At 64.9% G+C, this 22,035-nt stretch carries 20 protein-coding genes; 6 read left to right on the top strand and 14 right to left on the bottom strand.

The genetic code is table 11. The features are described from left to right. Nucleotides 1-200: 200 nt before the first annotated feature. Nucleotides 201-1,649: an outer membrane protein transport protein gene (locus tag AC1VWL_RS10745; RefSeq protein WP_482986670.1), complete on the bottom strand. Its 1,449-nt coding sequence runs from the start codon at nt 1,647-1,649 to the stop codon at nt 201-203. Nucleotides 1,650-1,849: 200 nt separating this feature from the next. On the opposite strand from AC1VWL_RS10745, the gene AC1VWL_RS10740 reads away from it, so the two are divergent. Further along, on the top strand, nt 1,850-2,542 hold the full coding sequence (locus AC1VWL_RS10740; protein ID WP_481614750.1) for a rhomboid family intramembrane serine protease: 693 nt from the start codon (nt 1,850-1,852) through the stop codon (nt 2,540-2,542). Between the two features lie 221 nt (nt 2,543-2,763). On the opposite strand, the gene AC1VWL_RS10735 is transcribed toward AC1VWL_RS10740, so the two are convergent. Continuing rightward, nucleotides 2,764-4,176, bottom strand: coding sequence for a S41 family peptidase (locus AC1VWL_RS10735; protein ID WP_482986669.1), 1,413 nt, complete (start codon nt 4,174-4,176; stop codon nt 2,764-2,766). A 116-nt stretch (nt 4,177-4,292) separates the two neighbouring features. Then, nucleotides 4,293-5,522: a murein hydrolase activator EnvC family protein gene (locus AC1VWL_RS10730; protein ID WP_482986668.1), complete on the bottom strand. Its 1,230-nt coding sequence runs from the start codon at nt 5,520-5,522 to the stop codon at nt 4,293-4,295. Nucleotides 5,523-5,688: 166 nt separating this feature from the next. Between AC1VWL_RS10730 and AC1VWL_RS10725 the strand changes: the two genes are divergently transcribed. The 3 genes from AC1VWL_RS10725 to AC1VWL_RS10715 all read left to right on the top strand — a co-directional run bounded on the left by AC1VWL_RS10725 (nt 5,689) and on the right by AC1VWL_RS10715 (nt 8,635). Next, nucleotides 5,689-6,342: a DUF4097 family beta strand repeat-containing protein gene (locus AC1VWL_RS10725; RefSeq protein ID WP_296252547.1), complete on the top strand. Its 654-nt coding sequence runs from the start codon at nt 5,689-5,691 to the stop codon at nt 6,340-6,342. A 61-nt stretch (nt 6,343-6,403) separates the two neighbouring features. Continuing rightward, the gene (locus AC1VWL_RS10720) at nt 6,404-8,113 is read left to right on the top strand and encodes a M28 family metallopeptidase (RefSeq protein WP_481614753.1); all 1,710 of its coding nucleotides are present in this window, start codon (nt 6,404-6,406) and stop codon (nt 8,111-8,113) included. 150 nt (nt 8,114-8,263) lie between these two features. Then, complete coding sequence (locus AC1VWL_RS10715; RefSeq protein ID WP_482986667.1) at nt 8,264-8,635, top strand: VOC family protein; 372 nt, start codon at nt 8,264-8,266, stop codon at nt 8,633-8,635. 50 nt (nt 8,636-8,685) lie between these two features. Here AC1VWL_RS10715 and rarD read toward each other — a convergent pair whose 3' ends face one another. Next, nucleotides 8,686-9,597, bottom strand: coding sequence for an EamA family transporter RarD (rarD, locus tag AC1VWL_RS10710; protein WP_482986666.1), 912 nt, complete (start codon nt 9,595-9,597; stop codon nt 8,686-8,688). Beyond that, complete coding sequence (gene yedA, locus AC1VWL_RS10705) at nt 9,594-10,496, bottom strand: drug/metabolite exporter YedA (protein WP_482986665.1); 903 nt, start codon at nt 10,494-10,496, stop codon at nt 9,594-9,596. Before yedA ends, rarD begins: the two co-directional genes overlap by 4 nt. Before the next feature lie 199 nt (nt 10,497-10,695). Here yedA and AC1VWL_RS10700 point away from each other — a divergent pair, with 199 nt between their 5' ends. Continuing rightward, complete coding sequence (locus AC1VWL_RS10700; protein WP_482986664.1) at nt 10,696-12,030, top strand: MFS transporter; 1,335 nt, start codon at nt 10,696-10,698, stop codon at nt 12,028-12,030. Between the two features lie 330 nt (nt 12,031-12,360). On the opposite strand, the gene AC1VWL_RS10695 is transcribed toward AC1VWL_RS10700, so the two are convergent. The 4 genes from AC1VWL_RS10695 to AC1VWL_RS10680 form a co-directional block, all read right to left on the bottom strand. Next, a complete protein-coding gene (locus tag AC1VWL_RS10695; protein WP_482986673.1) occupies nt 12,361-14,013 on the bottom strand; it encodes a M28 family metallopeptidase in 1,653 nt (550 codons plus the stop codon). Between the two features lie 257 nt (nt 14,014-14,270). Beyond that, nucleotides 14,271-15,203, bottom strand: a complete 933-nt coding sequence (locus AC1VWL_RS10690; RefSeq protein ID WP_482986663.1) for an MBL fold metallo-hydrolase — start codon at nt 15,201-15,203, stop codon at nt 14,271-14,273. An 85-nt stretch (nt 15,204-15,288) separates the two neighbouring features. Then, nucleotides 15,289-15,582, bottom strand: coding sequence for a hypothetical protein (locus tag AC1VWL_RS10685; protein WP_482986662.1), 294 nt, complete (start codon nt 15,580-15,582; stop codon nt 15,289-15,291). Between the two features lie 22 nt (nt 15,583-15,604). Continuing rightward, nucleotides 15,605-16,906 carry a tryptophan--tRNA ligase gene (locus tag AC1VWL_RS10680; RefSeq protein WP_481615756.1) on the bottom strand — a complete coding sequence of 434 codons (1,302 nt, stop codon included), beginning with the start codon at nt 16,904-16,906 and terminating at the stop codon, nt 15,605-15,607. A gap of 121 nt (nt 16,907-17,027) precedes the next feature. Here AC1VWL_RS10680 and AC1VWL_RS10675 point away from each other — a divergent pair, with 121 nt between their 5' ends. Further along, on the top strand, nt 17,028-17,855 hold the full coding sequence (locus AC1VWL_RS10675) for a hypothetical protein (protein ID WP_482986661.1): 828 nt from the start codon (nt 17,028-17,030) through the stop codon (nt 17,853-17,855). 199 nt (nt 17,856-18,054) lie between these two features. Here the strand turns inward: AC1VWL_RS10675 and AC1VWL_RS10670 are convergent, their stop codons facing one another. The 5 genes from AC1VWL_RS10670 to AC1VWL_RS10650 all read right to left on the bottom strand — a co-directional run bounded on the left by AC1VWL_RS10670 (nt 18,055) and on the right by AC1VWL_RS10650 (nt 21,693). After that, a complete protein-coding gene (locus AC1VWL_RS10670; RefSeq protein WP_282269033.1) occupies nt 18,055-18,276 on the bottom strand; it encodes a CsbD family protein in 222 nt (73 codons plus the stop codon). Nucleotides 18,277-18,466: 190 nt separating this feature from the next. After that, entirely contained in the window at nt 18,467-18,604 is a 138-nt protein-coding gene (locus AC1VWL_RS10665; RefSeq protein WP_303748520.1) for an entericidin A/B family lipoprotein, read from the bottom strand. 54 nt (nt 18,605-18,658) lie between these two features. Next, nucleotides 18,659-18,811, bottom strand: coding sequence for an entericidin A/B family lipoprotein (locus AC1VWL_RS10660; RefSeq protein ID WP_296248941.1), 153 nt, complete (start codon nt 18,809-18,811; stop codon nt 18,659-18,661). A gap of 144 nt (nt 18,812-18,955) precedes the next feature. Next, complete coding sequence (rocF, locus tag AC1VWL_RS10655) at nt 18,956-19,876, bottom strand: arginase (protein WP_482986660.1); 921 nt, start codon at nt 19,874-19,876, stop codon at nt 18,956-18,958. 179 nt (nt 19,877-20,055) lie between these two features. Next, complete coding sequence (locus tag AC1VWL_RS10650; RefSeq protein ID WP_481615750.1) at nt 20,056-21,693, bottom strand: mechanosensitive ion channel family protein; 1,638 nt, start codon at nt 21,691-21,693, stop codon at nt 20,056-20,058. Nucleotides 21,694-22,035 lie beyond the last annotated feature (342 nt).

The raw sequence follows: 22,035 nt of genomic DNA, 5'->3' as shown, positions 1-22,035 counted from the left end.
CCGCCCCCCCCATCCCTCCGCGCCCGCCCCCCCCCCCTAAGCCCCTGCGCCCGCTGACCTAATAATTCCGTCCAGTTCCCCCCCCCCCCCCCCCCGCGCCCCCCCCGCTCCTACAAATGCATGGCTGCCATGCCGTGCAACACACAAACAAAAAGCCCCGCTTGCGCGGGGCTTTCTGCATGCATCAATTACAGGTCCGCTTAGAACTTGTAGTTGATCGAGGCAGCCAGGATGTCGCCGCCCACGTCGTACTTGCCCTTGACCACATTGCCAGTGGCCGAGGTGACGTTGATGCTCGGCTCATTGGTGAACAGATGGGTGTAACCGAAGTTGAACTCGGTCTTCTCCGACGGGGTCCAGCCGAGGCCAACCGACAGCCACTTGCGGGTCACGTCCGGCACGCGCACGTCGCGGTGCTCGATGCTGGTCGGCGACTCGTCATAGGCCACACCGCCACGCAGGGTGATGGTGTCGGACAGCTTGTACTCGGTACCGAGCGAAGCAAAGGTGGTGTCGTTGTAGTGGAAGCCCAGGGTGTTGTCCGGCTGGTTCGAGGCGAAGTCGACGGTGACTTCATCGAACGCGGTCTTCCATGCGGTGCGCGACACGTCGCCCATCACGGTCCAACGATCGTTGACGCGGTGGGTGACGCTCATCGAGAACGACGCCGGCAGGGTCACCGTGGCCTTGCCCGAGGTGTCCACGAACAGGCCGCTGCCCGGCTGGCCGAGGGCAACCGAGACATTCTGCGGAACGGTGAAGTTGGCCTTGCCGCCGGTGATCTTGTGCTCGACCTTGGAGCGGTACGTGAAGGCGATGTTGGTGTCTTCAGTCGGGCTCAAGGTGGTGCCGAGCAGGTAACCGACGGCATTGTTGTCGCCTTCGATGGTGACGAAGCCATCAGCGCTGCCCGGCGAGAAACCACCGGCGGCGGCGGCCTGGCCTGCTGCAGCAGCGGCGGCGGCGATCTGTGCCGGGGTGCGGCCAGCGGCAGCTGCGGCTGCGGCGGCACGCTGCTGGGCGGCACCGTTGACCACGGCGCCCATGTCCAGCGCGTTGGACAGTTCGATGGTCAGGTGCTCAACGAACACCGAGGCGCCGAACGACACATACGGGTTGACGTCGTAAGAGAACGCGGCGCCCAGGTCGATGGCCTTCAGGTCGGTGGTCACGCCGCTGTAGCGGCCCACCCAGTTCTTGTCGTAGTCGGTCTTGAAGCCGAACGGTGCAGTCAGCGACAGGCCGAAATGCATGTTGTCGTTCTCACCGAACGGCAGGTGGAAATACGCAGCCGGGACCGGCGCGATCATGCCGGCGTCGCCGCCGTTGCCACCGGTGATCTCGGTGCCGGTACCCGGGCCACCCGGGCCGGAGTTACGGCCAGAGGCCTTGGTGAAATCCGCGGAGAAGCTGATGGCACTCAGGTCAGCCTGGAACTGGCGACCGTCGAGCAGGCGCATCGAGGCCGGGTTGGTGGCGACAACCGAAGCGTCGTCCCATGCGCTGGTGGAACCAGCAAAAGCGCGGCCGAGGCCCTTGGCGCTGTTTTCCTTCAGCTGGAAGGCAGCAGCATCGGCGTGGCTGAAAGCCAGGGCGCCGGCGATGCCGACAGCAAGGGCAGTTACGCGAGCAATAGCAGAAGCGGTCATAGTGGAAGCTCTCTCCGTAAACGGTAATGGTCGTTTTGCGCCTGCACTCCCAAGCAGCAAGCTACTTGACAGTGCGCCGGAGTCCCCTCCCGACATACGACGCCGTATGCAGTATCACCCACGCTCGTTAACTAAACAATAACGACGTAAGACATATTCCCAGCCCGCACCGGGCAGTCCCGGGTTAGGCTTCCGCACTCATGTTCGTCTCCATTCCTTCCAGAAATAAGTCAGGCCTGCGCTGGGCGGTGCCCTTGCTGTGCCTGACCTTGCTGGCCGCCTTCCTCTGGTCAATCTCACGGCCGGATGAGGCGCGACGCTCGTTGTGGCTGGACTGGGGTGCACTGGCCACCGGCCTGGGCAGCGGCCAGGACTGGTGGGCGGCATTACGCGACGGCAGCGTATTAAGGTTGTTCACCGCGCTGTTCCTGCATGCCGATTGGTCACATCTGCTCGGCAACCTGGTGTTCCTGCTGATCTTCGGCCTGCCCGCAGAACGCGTACTGGGGCCGTGGCGCCTGCTGCTGCTGTTCCTGTTTGGCGGCGCCATCGCCAACCTCGCCGCGCTGTATGTGATCGGCTCACCGGAGCGCACCATCATCGGTGCAAGCGGCGCGGTGTCGGCACTGATGGGCGCGTATCTGACCCTGTTCCCAAGCGCCAAGCTGGGCGTGGTGCTACCACTGGGTTTGTTCCTGGAATTCGTGCGTGCGCCGGCGTTCCTGCTGATCGGCGTGTGGGCAGCCCTGCAGGTGGTGTTCGCCTATATCGGCCCCAGCTTCGGCATGGTGGCCTGGTCGGCACATGTAGCCGGCTTTCTGTTTGGCGTGGCTTACGGGCTGTATGTGCGTGCGGCGATCGCCCGGCGCCTGCGCAAGCGCAAGGGCTTCTAGCCCTGCCTGTTCTTTTTGTGGGAGCGGCGTAAGCGGCGAAGCCCGCGATCCATCAGATCGCGGGTGGGCCGTGCCTTGGGTAGAGCCGAACCATGTTCGGCAGGGGCCTTACCGGTGAAGCCCCTGCCGAGCATGGCTCGGCAATACCGCTGGGAAAGCCCCTTGCCGAGCATGGCTCGGCACTACCGCTGGGAAAGCCCCCTGCCGAGCATGGCTCGGCACTACAGAGGCTTCTCTTCCGCTGCAGGCTTTTCCTGGGCTTCCGGCTTCGCGGCCTCCGCCGGTGCAACAGGCTTCGCTTCTGCAGCTGGCTTCGCCTTTGCCGCCGCTGCAGCCTGCGCTGCCGCTACCGAGCCGGGGTGCTTGAGCTCCTGCAGGGCGGACTGGATCGGGGCATCGCCCGGCAACACCACGCCGGCCTTGCTGCCCACCGCTTCGTCATCACCACGCAGATGGCCGGGCAGCTTGGCCTCGCTGTAGTCGCTCAGGCTGGCCGGCAGGTCGTTGACCGCGTCGGCCGGATCCGGCGTCAGTTCCACGTCAGGCAGGATGCCGGTGGCCTGGATCGAGCGCCCGCTCGGGGTGTAGTAGCGCGCGGTGGTCAGCTTGACCGAGTCGCCGTTGTCCAGCGGCAGCACGGTCTGCACCGAGCCCTTGCCGAAGGTGCGGCTGCCGACCACGCGGGCACGACCGTTGTCACGCAGGGCGCCGGCCAACACTTCCGAAGCACTGGCCGAGCCAGCGTCGGCCAGCACCACCATCGGTGCGCCCTTGAGCAGGTCGCCCGGGGTGGCGTCGAACCTGGCATCACTGATCGAGATGCGGCCGCGGGTACTGACGATGCCGCCCCTCTCCAGCAGGTCATCCGCTACCTGCACGGCAGCAGTGAGCAGGCCGCCCGGATTGCTGCGCAGGTCCAGCACCAGACCCTTCAACTTGCCACCGGCCTGCGCCTGCAGCTGGTTCAACTGCTTCTGGAAGTCGGCACCGGTATCGGCCTGGAAGGTGCTGATGCGGATATAGCCATAGCCCGGCTCCAGCATCTTGCTGCGCACGCTGGTGACGCGGATGGTCTCGCGCATCACGGTGACATCGAAAGGCTTCTGTTCGCCGCGGGCGATGGTCAGCACCACGCTGCTGCCGGCCTTGCCGCGCAGCGGTTCGCTGGCATCGATGGCGTTGATCGGGGTGCCGTCGATGGCCACGATCAGGTCGCCGGCCTTCAGCCCGGCACGCGCGGCCGGGGTGTCGTCGATCGGCGACACCACCTTCAAGGTGTTGTCCTGCTGCAGTACCTCCACGCCGATGCCTTCGTAGGCACCATTGGTCTGCTCGTCGAAGGCCTCGGCATCTTCCTTGTCGAAGTAGGTACTGTGCGGATCCAGCTCCAGCAACAGGCCGCGCACGGCGGACTGCATCAGCTTCTTGTCATCCACCGGATCAACGTAGGCCGCACGCACGGCGTTGTAGACACCGACGAAGCGGCGGATCTCGTCCAGGGGTACGCGTGAGGTGACCGATTCCTTGGCATCGGGATCGTCCGCCTTGGACACCTTGTCCGGGGCGCTCTGGGCCAATGCAACAGCCGGTGACAGGGCCAACAGCAGGGCAGCAGCAAGACGGGCTACACGCATGAACCACTCCATGAGATTACGGATGCGCAATAACCGCGCTGGACCCGATTATGCGCGAAGCCCGGCTAAATTCTTGTTGAATCGACGCAGCCCGCTGCGCCAGCACTCAGCGGGCGTTACTGCCGCTGCAGCCAGGTCGAGGGATCCACCGGCTGGCCGTTGCGGCGCAGTTCAAAATACAGCGCGGTCACACCCTGGCCACCGGAGTTGCCGACCTTCGCCACCGCATCGCCACGCTTGATGCTGGCGCCGGCGTCCTTCAGCAGGGTGTCGTTATGCGCGTACAGGCTCATGTAACCGTTGCCGTGATCGACGATCAGGATCATGCCGTAGCCGGTCATCCAGTCGGAGAACACCACCGTGCCATCGGCCACGGCGGTTACCGTGCTGCCGGCCGGTGCACCGATCAGCACGCCGGCGCTGTTGCGGCCATCCGGCAGACGGCCGCCATAGCGTGCCAGCAGGTTGCCCGACAACGGCCAACCCAGGCCGCCAACCCGCGGTGCCGGCGCGTTGGCGACCACCCGCGGTGGCACCTTGCCCGGCGTTGAACGGGCCGGGCTGCGGGTGGAGCCGTTGTTGTTGGCAGCGGCTGCCTGCCGCGCCTGTTCGGCAGCGCGACGGGCGGCCGCGCGGCGCTCGGCTTCGGCGCGGGCAGCCGCGGCACGCAGGCTGGCCAGCACCTGCTCCAGCGCGCGCGCGTCCTTGCCCAAGGCTTTCTCGCGCTCGCTACGATCCTGATAGCGGGTATCCAGTTCGCTCAGCACGCTGGCGCGCTGGCGGCGGTCCTGGGCCAGCGCTGCGGCCTGCTGGCGTTGCTGTTCGCGGGCCTGTTCCAGTTCCTTGCTGCGCGCGACGATCTGCTTCTCGGTGCTGGTCAGCGCCTGCAGGTCGGTGGTCAGGGCGGTGATTGCCCTGGCGCGCTCGCGCTGCAGGTAGCGGTGGTAGGCCAATTCGCGATTGGCTTCGGCCACGCTGTCCTGCGACAGCAGCAGCTTCAATGGCGCGTGGTTGCCCAGCTGGTAGGCGCCTCGCAGCAGCGTTGCCAGTTGCTGGCGCTGCTGGGCCAGGCCGCTTTCCAGCGTGGTCCGGCGCTGCTGCAGGGCCACCAATGACTGTTGCTCGCGCTGCACCGCCGCCTCGGCCTCGGCCACCGCGCGGCCGCTGCGGGCGACCTTCTGGTCGGCCTCGCGCAGGCGCTGGCTGGCTTCACCGCGCTGCCCTTCCAGCTGGCGCCGTTCCTGCGAAACACTCCTGATCTCACCACGCAGCTGCTGCAGCTTCTTCTCGGTATCGCGCGAGCTGTTCTGCGCCGATAATGAACCAGCCAACAGCGCGCCCAGCATCAACAGGCAAGCACCGCACCATGGCGACAGGGCCGCAGGTCGTCGGGAACGGGGCTGGTGACTGGGCTGGCGCAAAGAGGTTCCAGTGACTTCAGGCAGATGCGGATTGTACCCAAGCGTGGTGCCATGCCGCCCAGTCCATCGGCATTTCCACAGTGGAGATCTCATGAAACGTCTATTTCTACTTCTGCTGCTGAGCGCGAATGCCCCATTGGCGCTGGCCGCCGACGACATCAGCAAGGTCAATGGCAGCATCCAGACCCAGGCCGGCAACACCTATGGCGACCTGGAAACCGTCAATGGCAGCATCCAGCTGGCTTCTGGTGTGCAGGCCAACAGCGTCGAGACCGTCAACGGCAGCGTGCGCACCGAAGACAATGTGCAGGCGCACAGCATCGAAACCGTCAACGGCGGGATCCACGGCGGCCGCAACCTGGTGCTCACCCACGGCCTGGATACGGTGAACGGCGGCATCTATGTGGATCGCGGCAGCCGCATCGGCGGCAATATCGAAACCGTCAACGGCAGCATCGGCCTGGTCGCCGTGCAGCTCGGTGGCGACATCGAAACCGTCAACGGCGACATCACCGTTGGCATTGATTCAGTTGTCAAAGGCGGCATCAAGGTCAATCGTCCCTCGTTCGGCATCTCGCTGACCGCGCCGCGCAAGCCGCGGATCGTCATCGGCCCGAACGCGGTGGTCGAAGGCTCGCTGGTGTTCGAACGTGAGGTCGTGCTGCTGGTGCACGACTCGGCGAAGATCGGTCCTGTGACCGGGGCCACGCCACAACGTTTCGATAGCGAAACCGCGCCACGCTGAACGCGCATTGCAGGCCAATCCTGCCTAGAATCCGGGTTCGATCTTGCAACCCGGAGTTCTCATGCATCGCAAACTGTTGTTGTGCCTGGCCGCGACCGCGGCCCTGGCCGCCTGCAAGCAGGAGGCCCCGGCACCGGCCTCTTCCGCGCCGGCCCCTGCACCGCCGCCGGCCCACACCTTTGCCGGTGGCATCAATGCCGCCGACTTCGGCGAGCTGGTGAAGACCCTGGCCTCGGATGAATTCGAAGGCCGCGCCCCGGGCAGCAACGGCGAAGAACTGACGGTCAACTACATCCGCGACCAGATGCAGCGCATCGGCCTGCAACCGGGCAACGGCGACAGCTGGTTCCAAGAAGTGCCGATGACCGAAACCACGGCAGATCCGGGCACCGTGCTGAAGATCCAGCAGGGCGGCGCCAACCGTGACCTGGTGTTCGGCACCGACATGGTGATCGGCACCCGCAGCGGCCAGCCGGAAATCAAGATCGACAACAGCGAACTGGTCTTCGTAGGCTACGGCGTGGATGCCCCCGAGCAGAACTGGAACGACTACACCGGCCAGGATTGGAAGGGCAAGACGGTGGTGATGTTCGTCAACGACCCGGGCTTCCACACCGACGATGCCAAGTTGTTCGATGGCAAGCGCATGACCTATTACGGGCGCTGGACCTACAAGTTCGAGGAAGCCGCACGCAAGGGCGCTGCCGCCGCGCTGATCGTGCACGACAGCGCCGGCGCTTCCTATGGCTGGGATGTGGTGAAGAACTCCTGGGGTGGTGCCCAGTACGACCTGCCCGCCGCCGAAGACAGCCAGCCGCGCCTGCAGGCACAGGGCTGGCTCAGCGCCGAAGCCGCGCGCAAGCTGTTCGCCGATGCCGGGCTGGACCTGGACAAGGCCTACAAGGACGCCAGCAAGCGCGGCTTCAAGCCGGCACCGCTGAATGCCAGCCTGTCGCTGGACCTGAAGAGCACCATCGCGCAGAAGAAGTCGCGCAACGTGGTCGGCGTACTGCCGGGCAGCAAGCGCGCAGACGAAGCCGTGCTGTACATGGCGCACTGGGATCACCTGGGCAAGCACGAAGGCGAGGAAGGCGACAACATCTACAACGGCGCGGTCGACAACGCGACCGGCGTGGCCGGCATTCTTGAAGTGGCCGATGCGATGGCGCACCAGCAGACCCCGCCGGAGCGCTCGGTGGTGTTCCTGGCGGTGACCCTGGAGGAATCCGGCCTGCTCGGTTCGCAGTACTACGTGAACCACCCGACCTTCCCACTGGACAAGATTGCCGGCGTGATCAACATCGATGCGATGTCGGTCAATGGCCGTGCGCGTGACCTCACCGTCACGGGCTTTGGCAGCTCCGAGCTGGAAGACCTGCTCAAGCCGCTGGCCGCCAAGCAGGGCCGTACCCTGCATGCGGAAAGCTCGGTGCAGAGCGGCTTCTACTTCCGCTCCGATCACTTCAACTTCGCCAAGGCCGGCGTGCCTGCGCTGTATGCCGATGGCGGCGAAGACCTGATCGACGGCGGCGTCGAGGCTGGCAAGCGTGCTGCCGAAGCCTATGGCAAGGACCGTTACCACGGCCCGAAGGACGAGTACGATCCGGCCACCTGGAAGCTCGACGGCATCGTCGAAGACCTGGAACTGCTATACGGCGTTGGCCAGCAGCTGGCCGGCGGCGATGCCTGGCCGAACTGGTATGAAGGCAACCCGTTCAAGGCCAACCGCGACGCGATGATGAAGAACAAGGACAGCAACGCGGCCAAGTAAGCCGCTGCTGATCGCGAGAGAACGGCGCCTTTGGGCGCCGTTCTTTTTTGTGTTGATACCTGTAAGGCGCTACGCACCAATCAGCAGCAGACACGTTGATGCAGAGCCGCTAACGTCAGCACTTCACCGCCAACCCGCAGGTCGCTTGAAATGCTGCACCACGTTTCCTTCCCGGTACGCGACCTCGCCCTGGGCGGCGCGTTCTACGATGCCGCGCTGGGCGCGCTGGGTTTCTGCCGTGTATTCGAGGACGACACCGCCATCGGCTATGGACTGGTCGACGATGAAGATCTGTTCTGCCTGAAGCTGCGCGATGACGCCAGCGCTGCAAGTGCGGGTTTTCATCTGGCCTTCGCCGCGCCGGATCGTCCCGCGGTTGATCGCTTCCATGCGAGCGCGCTTGCCATCGGTGGCAGCGACAACGGTGCGCCGGGCCTGCGCCCGGACTATGGGCCGCTGTACTACGCAGCGTTTCTGATCGACCCGGACGGGCACCGCATCGAAGCCGTCATCAACCGCTGAGTGGCGTAGCCCGGGTAAGCGCAGCGCACCCGGGCTACGGCACGTGCCGCTTACGCAGCCGGCGAAACCACACGCGCCATGCGCGCCTTGCGCACACCCGCCACCGCGAACACCACCAGGCCAGCCCAGATCAGGCAGAAGCCGACCAGCTGACTGGCATTGAAGGCTTCACGGAACACCAGCACACCGACCAGGAACTGCAGGGTCGGCGCGATGTACTGCAGCAGGCCGACCACGGTCAGCGGCACCCGCCGCACGCCGAAGGCGAAGGCAATCAGCGGGATCGCGCTGACCGCGCCGGCCAGCACCAGCAGCACGTCGTTGCCAACGCCCCAACCGGAAATGAAACCGCCGCCATGGCCGGCCTCGGCCCAGATCACATAAGCCAGCGCCGGTGCGACCATGAACAGGCTTTCCACACCCAGCCCGCTCACCGCATCGACAACCACCAGCTTGCGCAGCAGGCCATACAGGCCAAAGGTGATGGACAGGCCAATCGCGATCCACGGCGGACGGCCGCTCTGCCAGGTCAGCCAGGCCACGCCCAGCGCCGCCAGCGCTACCGCCAGCCATTGCAGCTTGCCCAGGCGCTCGCCCAGCACCACTACGCCAAGCAGCACGCTCAGCAGCGGGTTGATGAAATAGCCCAGGCTGGTTTCCACCACGTGGCCGGCGTTTACCGCCCAGATGTACAGGCTCCAGTTGAGCGCGATCAGCAGGCTGGACAGGCCCAGCAACCAGAACCGCCGCGGCGTTGCCCATACCTCGGTCAACCAGCCCCAGCCGCGCATGATGCCCAGGCCACCGACCAGCAGCACCGCACTCCAGACGATGCGGTGGGCAATGATCAGGAACGAGGGCACCTCCTTGAGCAGGTGCCAGTACAGCGGGAACAGGCCCCAGATGACGAAGGCCAGGGTGGTGGCCCAGAGGCCGTTGCGGGTTTCGCTGTTGCTGTTCATGCGCGACGCAGCCTTGCAAGGGTGATGACCACGACGCCGGCCAGGATCACCGCCATCGCGCCAAGATCGGAAATGCTGAAACGCTCATGCGCGATCCACGCGCCCAGCGCCACGGCAATCACCGGATTGACGTAGGCATAGCTGCTGGCCAGCACCGGGCGCACGTTGTGCAGCAGCCACACGTAGGCGGTAAAGGCGATGATCGAGCCGAATACGGTCAGGTAGCTCACCGACAACAGACCCTGCAGGTTGGGTAGCGCGCTGATGCGTTCACCGCGCAGCAGGCCAACACTGATCAGCACCACGCCACCACACAGCATCTGCCCGGCGGCCGTCATGAACGGCGATGGCAGGTCGCGGCCGCGCGACCAGATCGAGCCACCGGCCCAGCCCAGCGGCGCGATCAGCAACAAAATCAGCCCGGTCGGCGTCGCGGTCAGGCTGCTGCCGGCGTTGAGCCAGACCACGCCGACGAAACCAATGGCGATGCCCAGCCACTCGCCAAGCGTGGCCTTCTCGCCACGGATGGCGGAGAACAGCGCCATCCACAACGGAACCGAGGCCACCGCCACCGCGGCCAGACCGGATGACACATCGCGCTCGGCCAGCACCACCATGCCATTGCCGAGGAACAGCAGGCACACCCCCATCACCGCCACCGTCTTCCACTGCGCGCGGGTCGGCGCGGCGACACCCCGCCAGCGCAGGAAGGCATAGAGCAGGCTGCCGGCGAGCAGGAAGCGCGTGCCGGAGATCACCGTCAGCGGCGGCAGCCCGCTTTCCAGCGCGAGATGAATGCCGAGATAGGTCGACCCCCACACCACGTAGACCAGGAACAAGGCCAAAACGACAAGGCCACCCCTGGGAGGAGCAGCCGGCGTGGATACGGGGGAGGACATGAGGCGGTGCCACCATTCGGGGGAAGGTGAATTCTAGGGCACAGCGGCGCCGAGATCAGTCTGAAAAACAGCATGCTGTATTCGTTTGGCAAGCTACCTACATCATCCATACACGCACTGCGGTAGCGTGGAGGCAAGCACAACGTCACCACGGCGTGCGTCGTCCGGCCCTTGGCCATCAAGCGAGGACAGCTCCTGCATGAACACCGTCACCGCCAGCGCACCGGCAGCCTCCGACCGCGCCGCCCTGCGCCGCTCCATCTCCAATACCTTGAAGGGCTCGGCCGGCAATCTGGTCGAGTGGTACGACGTCTATGTGTACTCGGTGTTCGCGGTGTACTTCGAGTCGCAGTTCTTCTCGGCCGCCGACAAGAACTCCACCATCTACGTGTGGGCGATCTTCGCGGCAACCTTCCTGATGCGGCCGATCGGCGCCTGGTACTTCGGCCGTTTCGCCGACCGCTATGGCCGCCGCCGCGCACTGACGGTTTCAGTGACGGTGATGGCGGCCTGCTCGTTCCTGATCGCGATCACCCCGACCGCCGCGCAGATCGGTGGCGCGGCGGCGCTGATCCTGTTGTTCGCGCGGCTGGCACAGGGTTTCGCCACCGGTGGCGAGTACGGCACCAGCGCCACCTACATGTCCGAAGCGGCGATCCCCGGCCGGCGCGGCTTCCTGTCCTCGTTCCACTACGTCACCCTGGTTGGCGGCCACGTACTGGCGCAGCTGACCCTGCTCGGCATGTTGCTGCTGTGGGACAAGCCCGAGATCTCCGCCTGGGGTTGGCGCATCGCCTTCGGCATCGGCGGCATCGCCGCCATCGTGGTGTTCTGGTTGCGCCGGAGCATGGACGAATCACTGACCTCCGATTCCATCGAAGCCGCGAAGGATGGCCGCGCCAAGGCATCCGGCTCGATGTACGAACTGTTCGTACACCAGTGGCGGCCGTTGCTGTTGTGCTTCCTGATCACCGCAGGTGGCACGGTTGCCTTCTACACCTACTCGGTGAACGGGCCGAAGATGATCCAGAGCGCGTTTGCGGGTAACGACGTAATGACCGGGACCGTGATCAACCTCGGTGTGCTGACCTTTTTGATGCTGCTGCAGCCGGTCGGCGGCTGGCTGTCGGACATCGTCGGGCGCAAGAGCCTGCTGGTGTTCTTCGGCGTCGGCGGCGTGCTCTATAGCTGGTACATGATCACCCAGCTTCCGCAGCAGCATGATCCGCTGATGGCCTTCCTGGTACTGGCAGTCGGCTTCGTCATCCTCACCGGCTACACCTCGATCAACGCAGTGGTGAAGGCCGAGCTGTTCCCCACGCATGTGCGTGCGCTGGGCGTTGGCTTTGGTTATGCGATGGCCAATTCACTGTTTGGTGGCACGGCACCGCTGCTCTATCAGGGCGCGCTGAAGACCGGGCATGTGGATACGTTCGCCATCTATGTCACCGCGGTGATTGCGGTGTCGCTGGTGGTGTATGTGTTCTTCCTGAAGAACAAGGGGCCGAACTGGTTGGATGGTACGCGACGGTAAAGGCTTGGGCTTGGGCTTGGGCTTGGGCTTGGGCTTGGGCTTTGGATTTGGCCCTGCTCTTATGCCGTCATTCCCGCGCAGGCGGGGTATTCAACCGACGAATGTCGGGTCATCGCTCTATGCCTTTGCATTTGCCTTTTGCATTTGCCTTTTGCATTTGCCCTTTTCCCTGCCTTCGTCCTGCCAAATGCAAACAGCAAAAGCCAGAGCGATTCCCGCCTTCGCGGGAATGACGACATAAAAGCAAAAGCGAACAGCGAAGAGCAAAAAGCAAAAGCCGGCGGACTCAGTCCGCCGGTCCTCTCATCACTCAGCGCCGGGCAACATCATTCAACGCCGAGCAGCATCACTCGCTTCACGTGCAGCCTCGAACTCCGCCCCCTTCTGCCACGTCGGCCACTTCCGGCTGTTGGCCAGCTCCAACCCCATGTCGTAGACCAACAAGGTGTCGGCAGCCAAACCACGCGCGTCCCACTGCGGCGACCACGCGTCGCAGGCCTGGTGGTAGCACTTGGCAAAATAGGCATCACGCAACGCGCGGCCGGCGGCAACGCCGCCGTCCAGCTTGTCCAGGCCGGCGCCGACGGTGATCGCCGGCACGCCCTTGCGGGCAAACGCGAAGTGATCGGCGCGGTAGAAGAAGCCAGCCTCCAGGTTCGGATCCGGCGACCAACGACGGCCACGTGCCTGGGCAACGCGCTGCACATCGTCTTCCAGCGAAACCCGGCCATTGCCCCAGGTCGCGATGTCAGCGGTTTCGCCGTCCGGGCTGAACATCTCGATGTTCAATACCGCAGCGGTGGTCTCCAGCGGTGCCAGCGGGTGCGCGGCGTAGTAGCTGGCGCCGAGCAGGCCCTTCTCTTCGGCCGTCAACGCGATGAAGTACAGCGAACGCTGCGGGCGCGGGCCGGCGGCGAACACGCGGCCCAGCTCCAGCACCGAGGCCACGCCGGTGGCATTGTCAATGGCGCCGTGGCGCACGGTCTGGCCGCTTGCGTCCGGCTGGCCGATGCCGAAGGCGTCCCAGTGCGCCGAGAAGATCACCGACTCCTGCGGATGGCTGCTGCCTTCCAGCTTGGCCACCACGTTACGGGTGACCACGCGCTCACGCTTGACCCAGAAGCTGGTGGTGAGACTGGCGTCGCCGAGCTCGACAGGACGGAAGTCGGCCTTCATCGCCTTGCGCTTCTCGGTCTCGAAATCGAGGCCAGCGGCGCTGAAGATGCGCTCAGCCAGGGCCCGCTGCATCCAGCCGCGTACCGGCGTATGTGCGGCCAGGGCCTCGTCGTTGCTGCGCTCGATATCGAACAGCGGCGAAGTACCCGACGCCTTCACCGTCGCCCACGGATAGGCGGCCGGTGCGGTCTCGTGCACGATCAGCACGCCCTCGGCGCCGCGGCGTGCGGCTTCTTCGAACTTGTAGGTCCAGCGGCCGTAATAGGTGACCGCCTTGCCGTCGAACGCACCGGGTGCTTCGGTCTCGAAGTCGGCATCGTTGATCAGCACGACGGCGATCTTGCCGCTCAGGTCCAGACCCTTGTAATCGTCCCAATGCCGTTCCGGCGCGGAGATGCCATAGCCGATGAACACCAGCGGCGTGTCCTGCTGGTCGACCACACCGAACGGGCTAAGGCTCTGCAGGGTGATGTCCTCACCGTTGACCAGCGGCACCGACTTGCCGTTCAAGTTCAGGCTGGCCTGTACCGGGCCGTCCACCGTGGCGCGGACCAGCGGCACTTCCTGCACCCAGCTGCCGTCCTTGCCACCGGGCTGCAGGCCGGCCTTCCGGAATTCGTCGACCAGATAGTCCACCGTGCGCTGCTCACCGGCCGAGGCCGGGGCGCGGCCTTCGAACTCGTCCGAGGCGAGGATGCGCACATGCCGCGACAGCGCTTCCGGATCGATGCCACCGCCGGGCAGGTCATTGGCCGCCGAGGCGATGCCGCCGACAAACAGGCAGGAAGACAGCAGCAGGATGCGCATCGGGTTCACGGCAACTACCAACGACAGAATGAATGGCAGATTCTAACCGCCAACGGCCTTGTAGGAGCGGCGTAAGCCGCGAAGCTGATGAAGCAACAGCCACGGCAACAGCACAAAAGCACCCCTCCCCGACCCTCCCCTGCGCTACGCGCAAGGGAGGGAGCGGTAGTGCCGAGCCATGCTCGGCAGGGGGCTTTCCCGCAAAGTCCCTCCGCAGTGCCGGGCCATGCTCGGCACTACCGGAAGTCCGCTCGCTTTCAGCGCTTCTCGCGGTCCAGCCAGCAGGCCAGGCCTTGTGCGTTGAGTTCGATATCCATTGCCAGCACCCGCAGCACTTCAGATGCGTCCAGCGGGCTGCCCTGCAGGCGCAAGCGCGCTACATACAGCGCACCGAGCGCATCCACCAGCAGGCGATGGCGTTCCGGTTCGCCGTTGCAGCGCTGTGCGATCGCCACCATCGCGTCGATCTGCTCGTGCAGTTCCTGCGCCAATCGCGCCGTGCCTTCGACCCGGCCGTAATGGGTCAGGTACATGCCTTCCGGCGCTTCCTGCATCAAGCGCAGGATCGAGGCATGCATTGCCTCCGGCTCGAACTGCACCGGTGAGGAGGTGGGAATGATGAACGCACCGCCAGCATGATCCAGCTCGCGATACGACAGGCCAAACGTGTCGCCGGTGAACCAGCTGCGACTGGCCGCATCCCACACGCAGAAGTGATGCCGTGCATGTCCCGGCGTGTCCACGCAGACCAGCTCGCGACCCGCCAACGAAACCCGATGCCCATCCTCGGCAACCACCACGCGCTCGGCCGGCACCGGCACGATCTGGCCGTAGCTGCGCGCGATCTCGGCTTCGCCATACACCGCTGTTGCGCCGGCGATCAGCCGGGTCGGATCGATCATGTGCTGGGCACCTCGCGGGTGCACGACCAACCGCGCATTGGGCAGCTGCTGCATCAGCGCACCGGCGCCGCCGGCATGATCCAGATGCACATGGGTGACGATCAGCCAGTCGATATCCGCAGGCGTCAGACCCGCCTGCGCAATGCAGGCCAGCAGATTCGGCAGGGAATGTGTGGTACCGCAATCGACGAACGCGCCACGTCCGTCCTGCACGATCAGGTAGGCCGCATCGAAGTGATCGCGCTGGAACGCGGTATCGATGGTGTGGATGCCATGGGCAAGAGACATGCGGCAACTCCGGCAGAAACTGGCTTCGATCCTGCCAGCCGCCCTGCCCGCACTCAACCCGGACTTTTGTCGCAGCCGCGTCGGCTCAGTGCTGCAGTACGCGCGGGCGCAGCAGCAAAGCCAGCACCATCACCGCCAGGAAGCCACCGTAGGCATACAACACGGCGAGGATCTGCTTCCACAGGCCTTCGGCCACCTCGGTTGCGCCCACGTGGTAACCCCACAACATGAAGCCGATGCTGGCCGCGAGGGCCAGCACCAGCATCGATGCATCAAACACGCTGCGCCGGCGATTGCGCGGCTGGCGCGGAAACCACCAGTACAGCGCTCCCATCACGCAGAACCAGGGGAGAAACAACAACAACGACAACCAGGCCACCGACGTGCTCCTCCGCAGGTGATTACTCCTTCGCTGCAGCCTCGCGCAGTTCGCGCAACGCCGCCAGCACCGGCTCCACTTCCACTTCGACCTTGAACAGCTCGCTCTGCAGCGCATCGCCCTGCTCGGCCTGCTTGAGCACGGCGATCAGCTGGCCGGCATCGCGCGGTGAATCGAAGCCTTCGCTCTGGATCAGCAGCGTGCCTTCGCCATCGAGCAGCTTGAAATAGAAGCGGCCATCCTTCTCGCGGTACTGCTTGAACAGCGGCAGCGCCGCCTTGGCAGCGACCGCCGCCTTGGGCTTGTCACCGGCTGCAGACAGGTCACGCAGGCCAACGGCGTGGCGCAGCTCCTTCAACAGCGGGATGGCGAACTGCTCGCGCAGCTGCTGCCCACGCTTGCGCAGGATGGCTTCGATCTTCTCAGGCTCGGCCATCAAGGCGTTGTAGCGCTCGCGCAGCGGCGACAGCTCGGCGTCGATGCGTTCGAACAGCTGCTGCTTGGCATCGCCCCAGCTGATGCCCTCGGCAAAGGCCTTGGCAAAGGCTGCGGTCTGCTCCGGGCTGGCGAAGGCCTGGTACATCTGGAACAGCGCCGAGCCCTCGGTGTCCTTGGGCTCGCCCGGCAGGCGCGAGTCGGTGAGAATGGAGAACACCAGCTTCTTCAGCTCCTCGCGCGGCACGAACAGCGGGATGGTGTTGCTATAGCTCTTGCTCATCTTGCGACCGTCCAGGCCAGCCAGGGTGGCCACCTGTTCGTCGATGATCACTTCCGGCAGGGCGAAGTATTCCTTGCCATAGACGTGGTTGAAGCGCTGGGCGAAATCGCGCGCCATCTCGATGTGCTGGATCTGGTCACGACCCACCGGCACCTTGTTGGCGTTGAAGATCAGGATGTCGGCGGCCATCAGCACCGGGTACATGAACAGGCCGGCGCTGACGCCTGCATCGTCGTCGAGCTGTTCCTCGCGGTTCTTGTCCACCGCCGCCTTGTAGGCATGGGCGCGGTTGAGGATGCCCTTACTGGCGACCACGGTGAGGAACCACATCAGCTCGGTGGTTTCCGGGATGTCGCTCTGCCGGTAGAACCACACCTTGTCCGGGTCCAGGCCGCAGGCCAGCCAGCTGGCGGCGATCTCCAGGGTCGAACGCTGGGTGCGCTCGGGCTCCTGCGCCTTGATCAGGCTGTGCAGGTCGGCCAGGAAGAAGAAGCTCTCGATATCCGAGGCCTGGCTGGCGGCAATGGCCGGGCGGATCGCGCCGACGTAGTTGCCGAGATGGGGAGTGCCGGAGGGGGTGATGCCGGTGAGGACGCGGGTAGTCATGTAAACCAAGCTGACGAGCGGATGAACCGGGCCAGTGTAACCGCCCCAGCCTGTCCCCGCCCTCAACCCCGTTGCCCGCGCCCGGCCGTTTCATGCCACGTACCCCGCCAAGGAGCCTGCCATGTACCGTTTTCTAGCCAGTGTGTTGTCGGTTGTCGCGCTATGCGGGTTCAGCCCGGTACGGCCGGCGGATGAGAGCCCGGTGCTGCTGTCGGTGATCGACCGCGACGACGGGCAGGAGCTGGACCTGCATCCGCACCGGGGCCAGCAATGGGTGGCCGGCAACCCCGGCCACCGCTACAGCGTGCGCATGCAGAACCGCAGCGGCCAGCGTGTGCTGGTGGTGCTGTCGGTGGACGGGGTCAATGCCATTACCGGCCAGACCGCCTCACCCAGCCAGTCCGGCTATGTGCTGGAGCCGTGGCAAAGCAGTGAGATCACCGGCTGGCGCAAATCCAATGCCGAGGTGGCGCAGTTCGTGTTCACCAGCTCCAGCGACAGCTACGCCAGCCGCACCGGCCGCCCGGCCAATGTCGGGGTGATCGGCATCGCCGTGTTCAACGAGGCCCGCCGGCCGGTGTATGACGTGCGCCCACTGCCGATGCCGCGGCCGCGGCCGATGCCACAGTACGAGGACCGTGCCGAGGCCAGTGCGAGCGCAAATTCCAGCGGGCGGGCGGCTGAAGCCGCTGCACCCAGTGCGATGGCCAAGAGTGAATCGCGGCAGCGGCTGGGCACCGGTCACGGTGAGCGTGAGTGGTCGAGCTCGTCGCTGACCAGCTTCGAGCGTGCAAGCCGTAATCCGGTACAGGTCAGCGAGGTGCGTTATGACTCGCGGCAACGGCTGGTGGCGATGGGCATCCTGCCGCGCGGCTATCGTCACGTGGACAACTCGCCACAGGCGTTCCCCAGCGGTTTCGTGCCGGATCCACCGGCGCGTGGGCGCTAAGTTGCTTGCCTGCCGCTGATTTGTGGGAGCGGCGTAAGCCGCGAAGCTGATCAAGCCCCATCTCTCAGCAACTGTGTCATCTGATGATGCCCCTGCTTCGCGGCTTACGCCGCTCCCACAAAAGCAAAAGCGAAACCGATGCCAGAGGACTGGCATCGGTTTCTGATTGAGGCGGACGACTTCCCTCAGTCACCCGGCATCAGTGGTAATCGGGGTAGTCCTTGTGCAGCGCCTTCTGGAAGTCGCGCACTTCAGTTTCGGCGCGGTCCTTGGCCCAGCCATAGCGTTCCTGCAGGCGACCTGCCAGGTATTCGGCGTTGCCTTCAGCCACCTTCATGTCATCGTCGGTGATGTCGCCCCACTTGGCCTGTACCTTGCCCTTGAGCTGGGTCCACTTGCCGGAAATGATGTCTTTGTTCATTACGCTGCTCCTTCGGGGGATACGCGGTTGATTCGCGTGGGACCACCTTCACCGAAGCGCTGTTGGCATCAGGTCCATGTTTCGTTGTGTACTGCTGACCTTGGTGAACATCGCTTCAGCCAGCGGACCACGCGCATGAAAAAGGCCGGCATTGCCGGCCTCCTTCATTCATCTGCAGGACCCTGCCGGATCAATGACCCTTGGCAGCATCCTCCACCTTTTCACCAGCCTTCTGCACGTCCTTGCCTGCACCGGCAACGGTATTGCAACCAGCCAGCACCGCGACCGAGAACAGCGACAACATCATCAGGGCAACCAAACGCTTCATGTGTTTCTCCTGTGGTGGTTCCATCGGTGCGGTCCACAACGGACCGCGTGTTCATCAGCACTTGCCGTCTTTGCAATCCTGCGCCTTGTCTTCGACCTTTTCACCGGCCTTCTGCATGTCCTTGCCTGCGCCCGCCACGGTATTGCAGCCGCTGAGCATGCCAACCGAGAACGCGCCCACCAGGGCCAACATCAACAGTCGCTTCATCATTCGTCTCCTCCTCCCTTTCAAGGCAGATGCCGTGGCCGGTGACCGGCGGCAGGCACTTCGTGTGTGAAGACGAATCTGGCGGCTCGGCCGTGTGCTCCGCGTGAAGTCGCGCAGCACACGTTCAGTGATGTCGGCCGATTGTTAATCGCGCATCAGCGTGGATTTGCCGAACAGGCTCTCCACCAGGTCCACCGCAAGTTCGGCGGTGCGGTTCTGGTGGTCGAGCAAGGGGTTCAGCTCGACGATGTCCAGCGAGCCCATCAAACCGGTGTCGGCAATCATCTCCATCACCAGCTGCGCCTCGCGGTAATTGACGCCGCCCGGAACCGTGGTGCCCACGCCCGGCGCGATGCTGGGGTCGAGGAAATCCACGTCGAAACTGACATGCAGGTGGGTATTGGCATCGATGCCATGCAGCGCGGCTTCCATCGTCCGCTTCATTCCTGCTTCGTCGATGTAGCGCATGTCGTAGACATCAACGCGGTGCTGCTTGATCAGGCGCTTCTCTTCCGGGTCGACCGAGCGGATGCCGATCTGGTGGACCTGCCACGGTGCGATCGCCGGGGCGCTGCCGCCGAGGTGGGTCAGGCCTTCCGGGCCGAGACCACACAGGCAGGCCACCGGCATGCCGTGGATGTTGCCTGACGGGGTGACATCGGAGGTGTTGAAGTCCGAGTGCGCATCCAGCCACAGCACGCGCAGCTGCTTGTCCTGCTCACGGCACCAGCGCGCGACTGCGGTGATCGATCCAACGCCCAGGCAATGGTCGCCGCCAAGCATGATCGGCATGCGGCCTTCCTTCAGCTCGGCGTAACTCGCCTCCATCAGCGCGTGGTTCCAGGCGACTACTTCGTCGAGGTGACGGTAGCCCTGCACCGGGCCGGTCCATGGATTGCGCGGACCATCGAGGTTGCCGATGTCGCGCACGTCCACGCCGCGTTCGACCAGCGCCTCAGGCAAGCCCGCAATGCGCAGCGCCTCCGGACCCAGCCGCGCACCACGCGCGCCCGCACCCACATCGGTAGGCACGCCAATCAGCGACACCGGACGAAAACCAGCCATACGACCTCCGTTGCAAATGAAATCAGTTTAGCGAGCGGCCGCGCAAAGGCCTTGCGGCAGCGCGGCAAACCAAGGCAGGGCAAGCCTTCTGGCGGCTGCCGAGCAGGTCCGGGCGAGCTTACGCCGCGCATATGTCAGCCGTGCGCAGCCGGCTCAGGCAACGGCTACCTGCGCGGCGATCATGCCGCCGGGCCCTGCGGATCCCAATCGGCGGGCGCGACGATCTTCGGCAGTTCAGGGTCGGCAATGTAGTTGGGCGACATGATCTGCACCCCGGCCGCGTTGAACGCATCCTGGATGTTGGCGTGCAGCGCGCTGAGGATCTCCGCGCGCAGCGGGAACTCAACGATATGCACGCGCAGCACATAGGCAACATAGAAGTCATTGAGCGCGGTCTGCAGCACATAGGCGGCAGGCGCGCTCTGCACATGTGCGGTCTTGCCGGCCGCATCCAGCAGCAAGCGCTGCACCTGCCGCCACGGCGTGTCATAGCCGATGGTGACGCCGGTCTCCAGCCACATACCCGCGGCCTGGGGATCGCGCGAGTAGTTCAGCAATTTGCCACTGAGCACGTGCATGTTGGGAAGACTGACTTCCACCCCGGTCAGGGTGCGGATGCGGGTAGTGAACAAACCAATCTGGATCACCTGCCCCTCGACATCGGCCACCTTGACCAGGTCGCCAATCGACATCGTCCGCGCATAGAGCAGGGTGAAACCCGCCGCTGCCTGGCCGACGATGCTGGAGCCGCCCAGCGAAATCATCACGCCCAGCAGCACGCTCAAGCCCTTGAAGGCGTCGCTGCCCGAGCCGGGCAGATAGGGATAGGCCATCACCAGCGCAAACAGCCAGATACCTCCCACGGTCAGCTTGCGACTGGGCTCGGCCAGTTGGCGGTCGATGCCAAACAACTGGAAGCGTCCGTTCTGCACGCCCCGGAACAACAAGCCGACAATCTGGCTGCACAGCCGCGCCAGCAGAAAAATGACGATCGCGGTGACCAGCCCCGGTATCGCCGCCACGCCTGCCCACAGCCAGGCCTTGGCCTGGGCCGCAACCCAGGCCGTCATCGCCCTGGCCCAGGGCTGGGTGTAATCAAACTGATGGAAGACGTAGCGCAGCCATTCCTCTGCCAGCAACAACACCGCCACCAGCAGCAGCGCGCGCGACAGCCAATCGGCCAGTGCGTTGGCACCATGCAACATCTGCCGGACCGGCGCGCTGCGCAAGGTCCCCGCCCTTCGACCGACCCACGCCAGCATCGCCGCACGTAACCTGCGTGCCGCCCACGCCAGCAACCAGATCAACAGCCCTGCCAGCAGGGTGGCGACAAGACAATGCAGGACGCCACGGAACATACGGCCCGGCGCACGCTCAGCCGCGACGACCGCGTCGTCGAGCCGGCTGCGTACCGCCTCACGCACCTGGCCCAGCGTCTCGCCTTGCGCGGCATCCACATCGGCAGGCGTGATGAGGGTGACCACCTCGCCACCAAGCAGCAGGATCGCGCCATCAGCGGTGTCGTTGAAGGTGACCCTGGGCACGCCGGGCTCATCGACGATGCGCTTGATGTTGAACTCGGTGACCGCTGCACGCTGCGACGGCGAGCGGCCCATGAACGCACTGCGGAAGGTCAGGATGTCGCGGTTGTAGAAACGCACCGTCGCTGCGGAAGCGACGTCGACGGACGCCTCTTCGGTTGCGGCCAATGCCGACGCAGGCGCCAGCAGCAGCGAGACACACAGCGCAAGCAGCACCCATACCGTCAAGGCGAACCGGCGTAGCAGGAACCAGACTTCAAGGTCGCCACGGAACATCTTTCTGCTTCCCCGCAAGAAGAGATGACTGGCCACTGGCGTGCTGCGTCGACCTGCCGCCAACCAGCTTCACTGGCAGCAGCACGGTAGGCCGGCTGCCTGCTTGGGCCATCATCGCACCATGGCAGGCGGATTGCCTGCCATCACGATCTGCGCCCCTTGCCGCTCAGCGGCTGCACCACATGTCGACCGCACTACATCAACGTAGCCCGGGTAAGCGCCGCGCACCCGGGAAGACCGGACTGGCCATCCCTCAAATACTGCGCCAGCCCCCGGGTGCGCTGCGCTTACCCGGGCTACGGCCAGCCATCAATCAATCCCGCGATGTCCGCTGTGGCTTCT

It is taken from the genome of Stenotrophomonas sp. STEN063 (assembly GCF_056854515.1).
The sequence above is the reverse complement of the archived record's forward strand: the minus strand, read 5'-3'. Positions and strand labels throughout refer to the sequence as shown.

Coding starts and splice junctions, on each gene's coding strand:
- rarD (WP_482986666.1), bottom strand. CDS start 9,597: ATGAACAGCAACAGCGAAACCCGCAACGGCCTCTGGGCCACCACCCTG.
- AC1VWL_RS10735 (WP_482986669.1), bottom strand. CDS start 4,176: ATGCGTGTAGCCCGTCTTGCTGCTGCCCTGCTGTTGGCCCTGTCACCG.
- AC1VWL_RS10680 (WP_481615756.1), bottom strand. CDS start 16,906: ATGACTACCCGCGTCCTCACCGGCATCACCCCCTCCGGCACTCCCCAT.
- AC1VWL_RS10720 (WP_481614753.1), top strand. CDS start 6,404: ATGCATCGCAAACTGTTGTTGTGCCTGGCCGCGACCGCGGCCCTGGCC.
- AC1VWL_RS10745 (WP_482986670.1), bottom strand. CDS start 1,649: ATGACCGCTTCTGCTATTGCTCGCGTAACTGCCCTTGCTGTCGGCATC.
- AC1VWL_RS10700 (WP_482986664.1), top strand. CDS start 10,696: ATGAACACCGTCACCGCCAGCGCACCGGCAGCCTCCGACCGCGCCGCC.
- rocF (WP_482986660.1), bottom strand. CDS start 19,876: ATGGCTGGTTTTCGTCCGGTGTCGCTGATTGGCGTGCCTACCGATGTG.
- AC1VWL_RS10690 (WP_482986663.1), bottom strand. CDS start 15,203: ATGTCTCTTGCCCATGGCATCCACACCATCGATACCGCGTTCCAGCGC.
- AC1VWL_RS10675 (WP_482986661.1), top strand. CDS start 17,028: ATGTACCGTTTTCTAGCCAGTGTGTTGTCGGTTGTCGCGCTATGCGGG.
- AC1VWL_RS10740 (WP_481614750.1), top strand. CDS start 1,850: ATGTTCGTCTCCATTCCTTCCAGAAATAAGTCAGGCCTGCGCTGGGCG.
- yedA (WP_482986665.1), bottom strand. CDS start 10,496: ATGTCCTCCCCCGTATCCACGCCGGCTGCTCCTCCCAGGGGTGGCCTT.
- AC1VWL_RS10715 (WP_482986667.1), top strand. CDS start 8,264: ATGCTGCACCACGTTTCCTTCCCGGTACGCGACCTCGCCCTGGGCGGC.
- AC1VWL_RS10665 (WP_303748520.1), bottom strand. CDS start 18,604: ATGAAGCGTTTGGTTGCCCTGATGATGTTGTCGCTGTTCTCGGTCGCG.
- AC1VWL_RS10695 (WP_482986673.1), bottom strand. CDS start 14,013: ATGCGCATCCTGCTGCTGTCTTCCTGCCTGTTTGTCGGCGGCATCGCC.
- AC1VWL_RS10730 (WP_482986668.1), bottom strand. CDS start 5,522: ATGCTGGGCGCGCTGTTGGCTGGTTCATTATCGGCGCAGAACAGCTCG.
- AC1VWL_RS10670 (WP_282269033.1), bottom strand. CDS start 18,276: ATGAACAAAGACATCATTTCCGGCAAGTGGACCCAGCTCAAGGGCAAG.
- AC1VWL_RS10650 (WP_481615750.1), bottom strand. CDS start 21,693: ATGTTCCGTGGCGACCTTGAAGTCTGGTTCCTGCTACGCCGGTTCGCC.
- AC1VWL_RS10725 (WP_296252547.1), top strand. CDS start 5,689: ATGAAACGTCTATTTCTACTTCTGCTGCTGAGCGCGAATGCCCCATTG.
- AC1VWL_RS10660 (WP_296248941.1), bottom strand. CDS start 18,811: ATGAAGCGACTGTTGATGTTGGCCCTGGTGGGCGCGTTCTCGGTTGGC.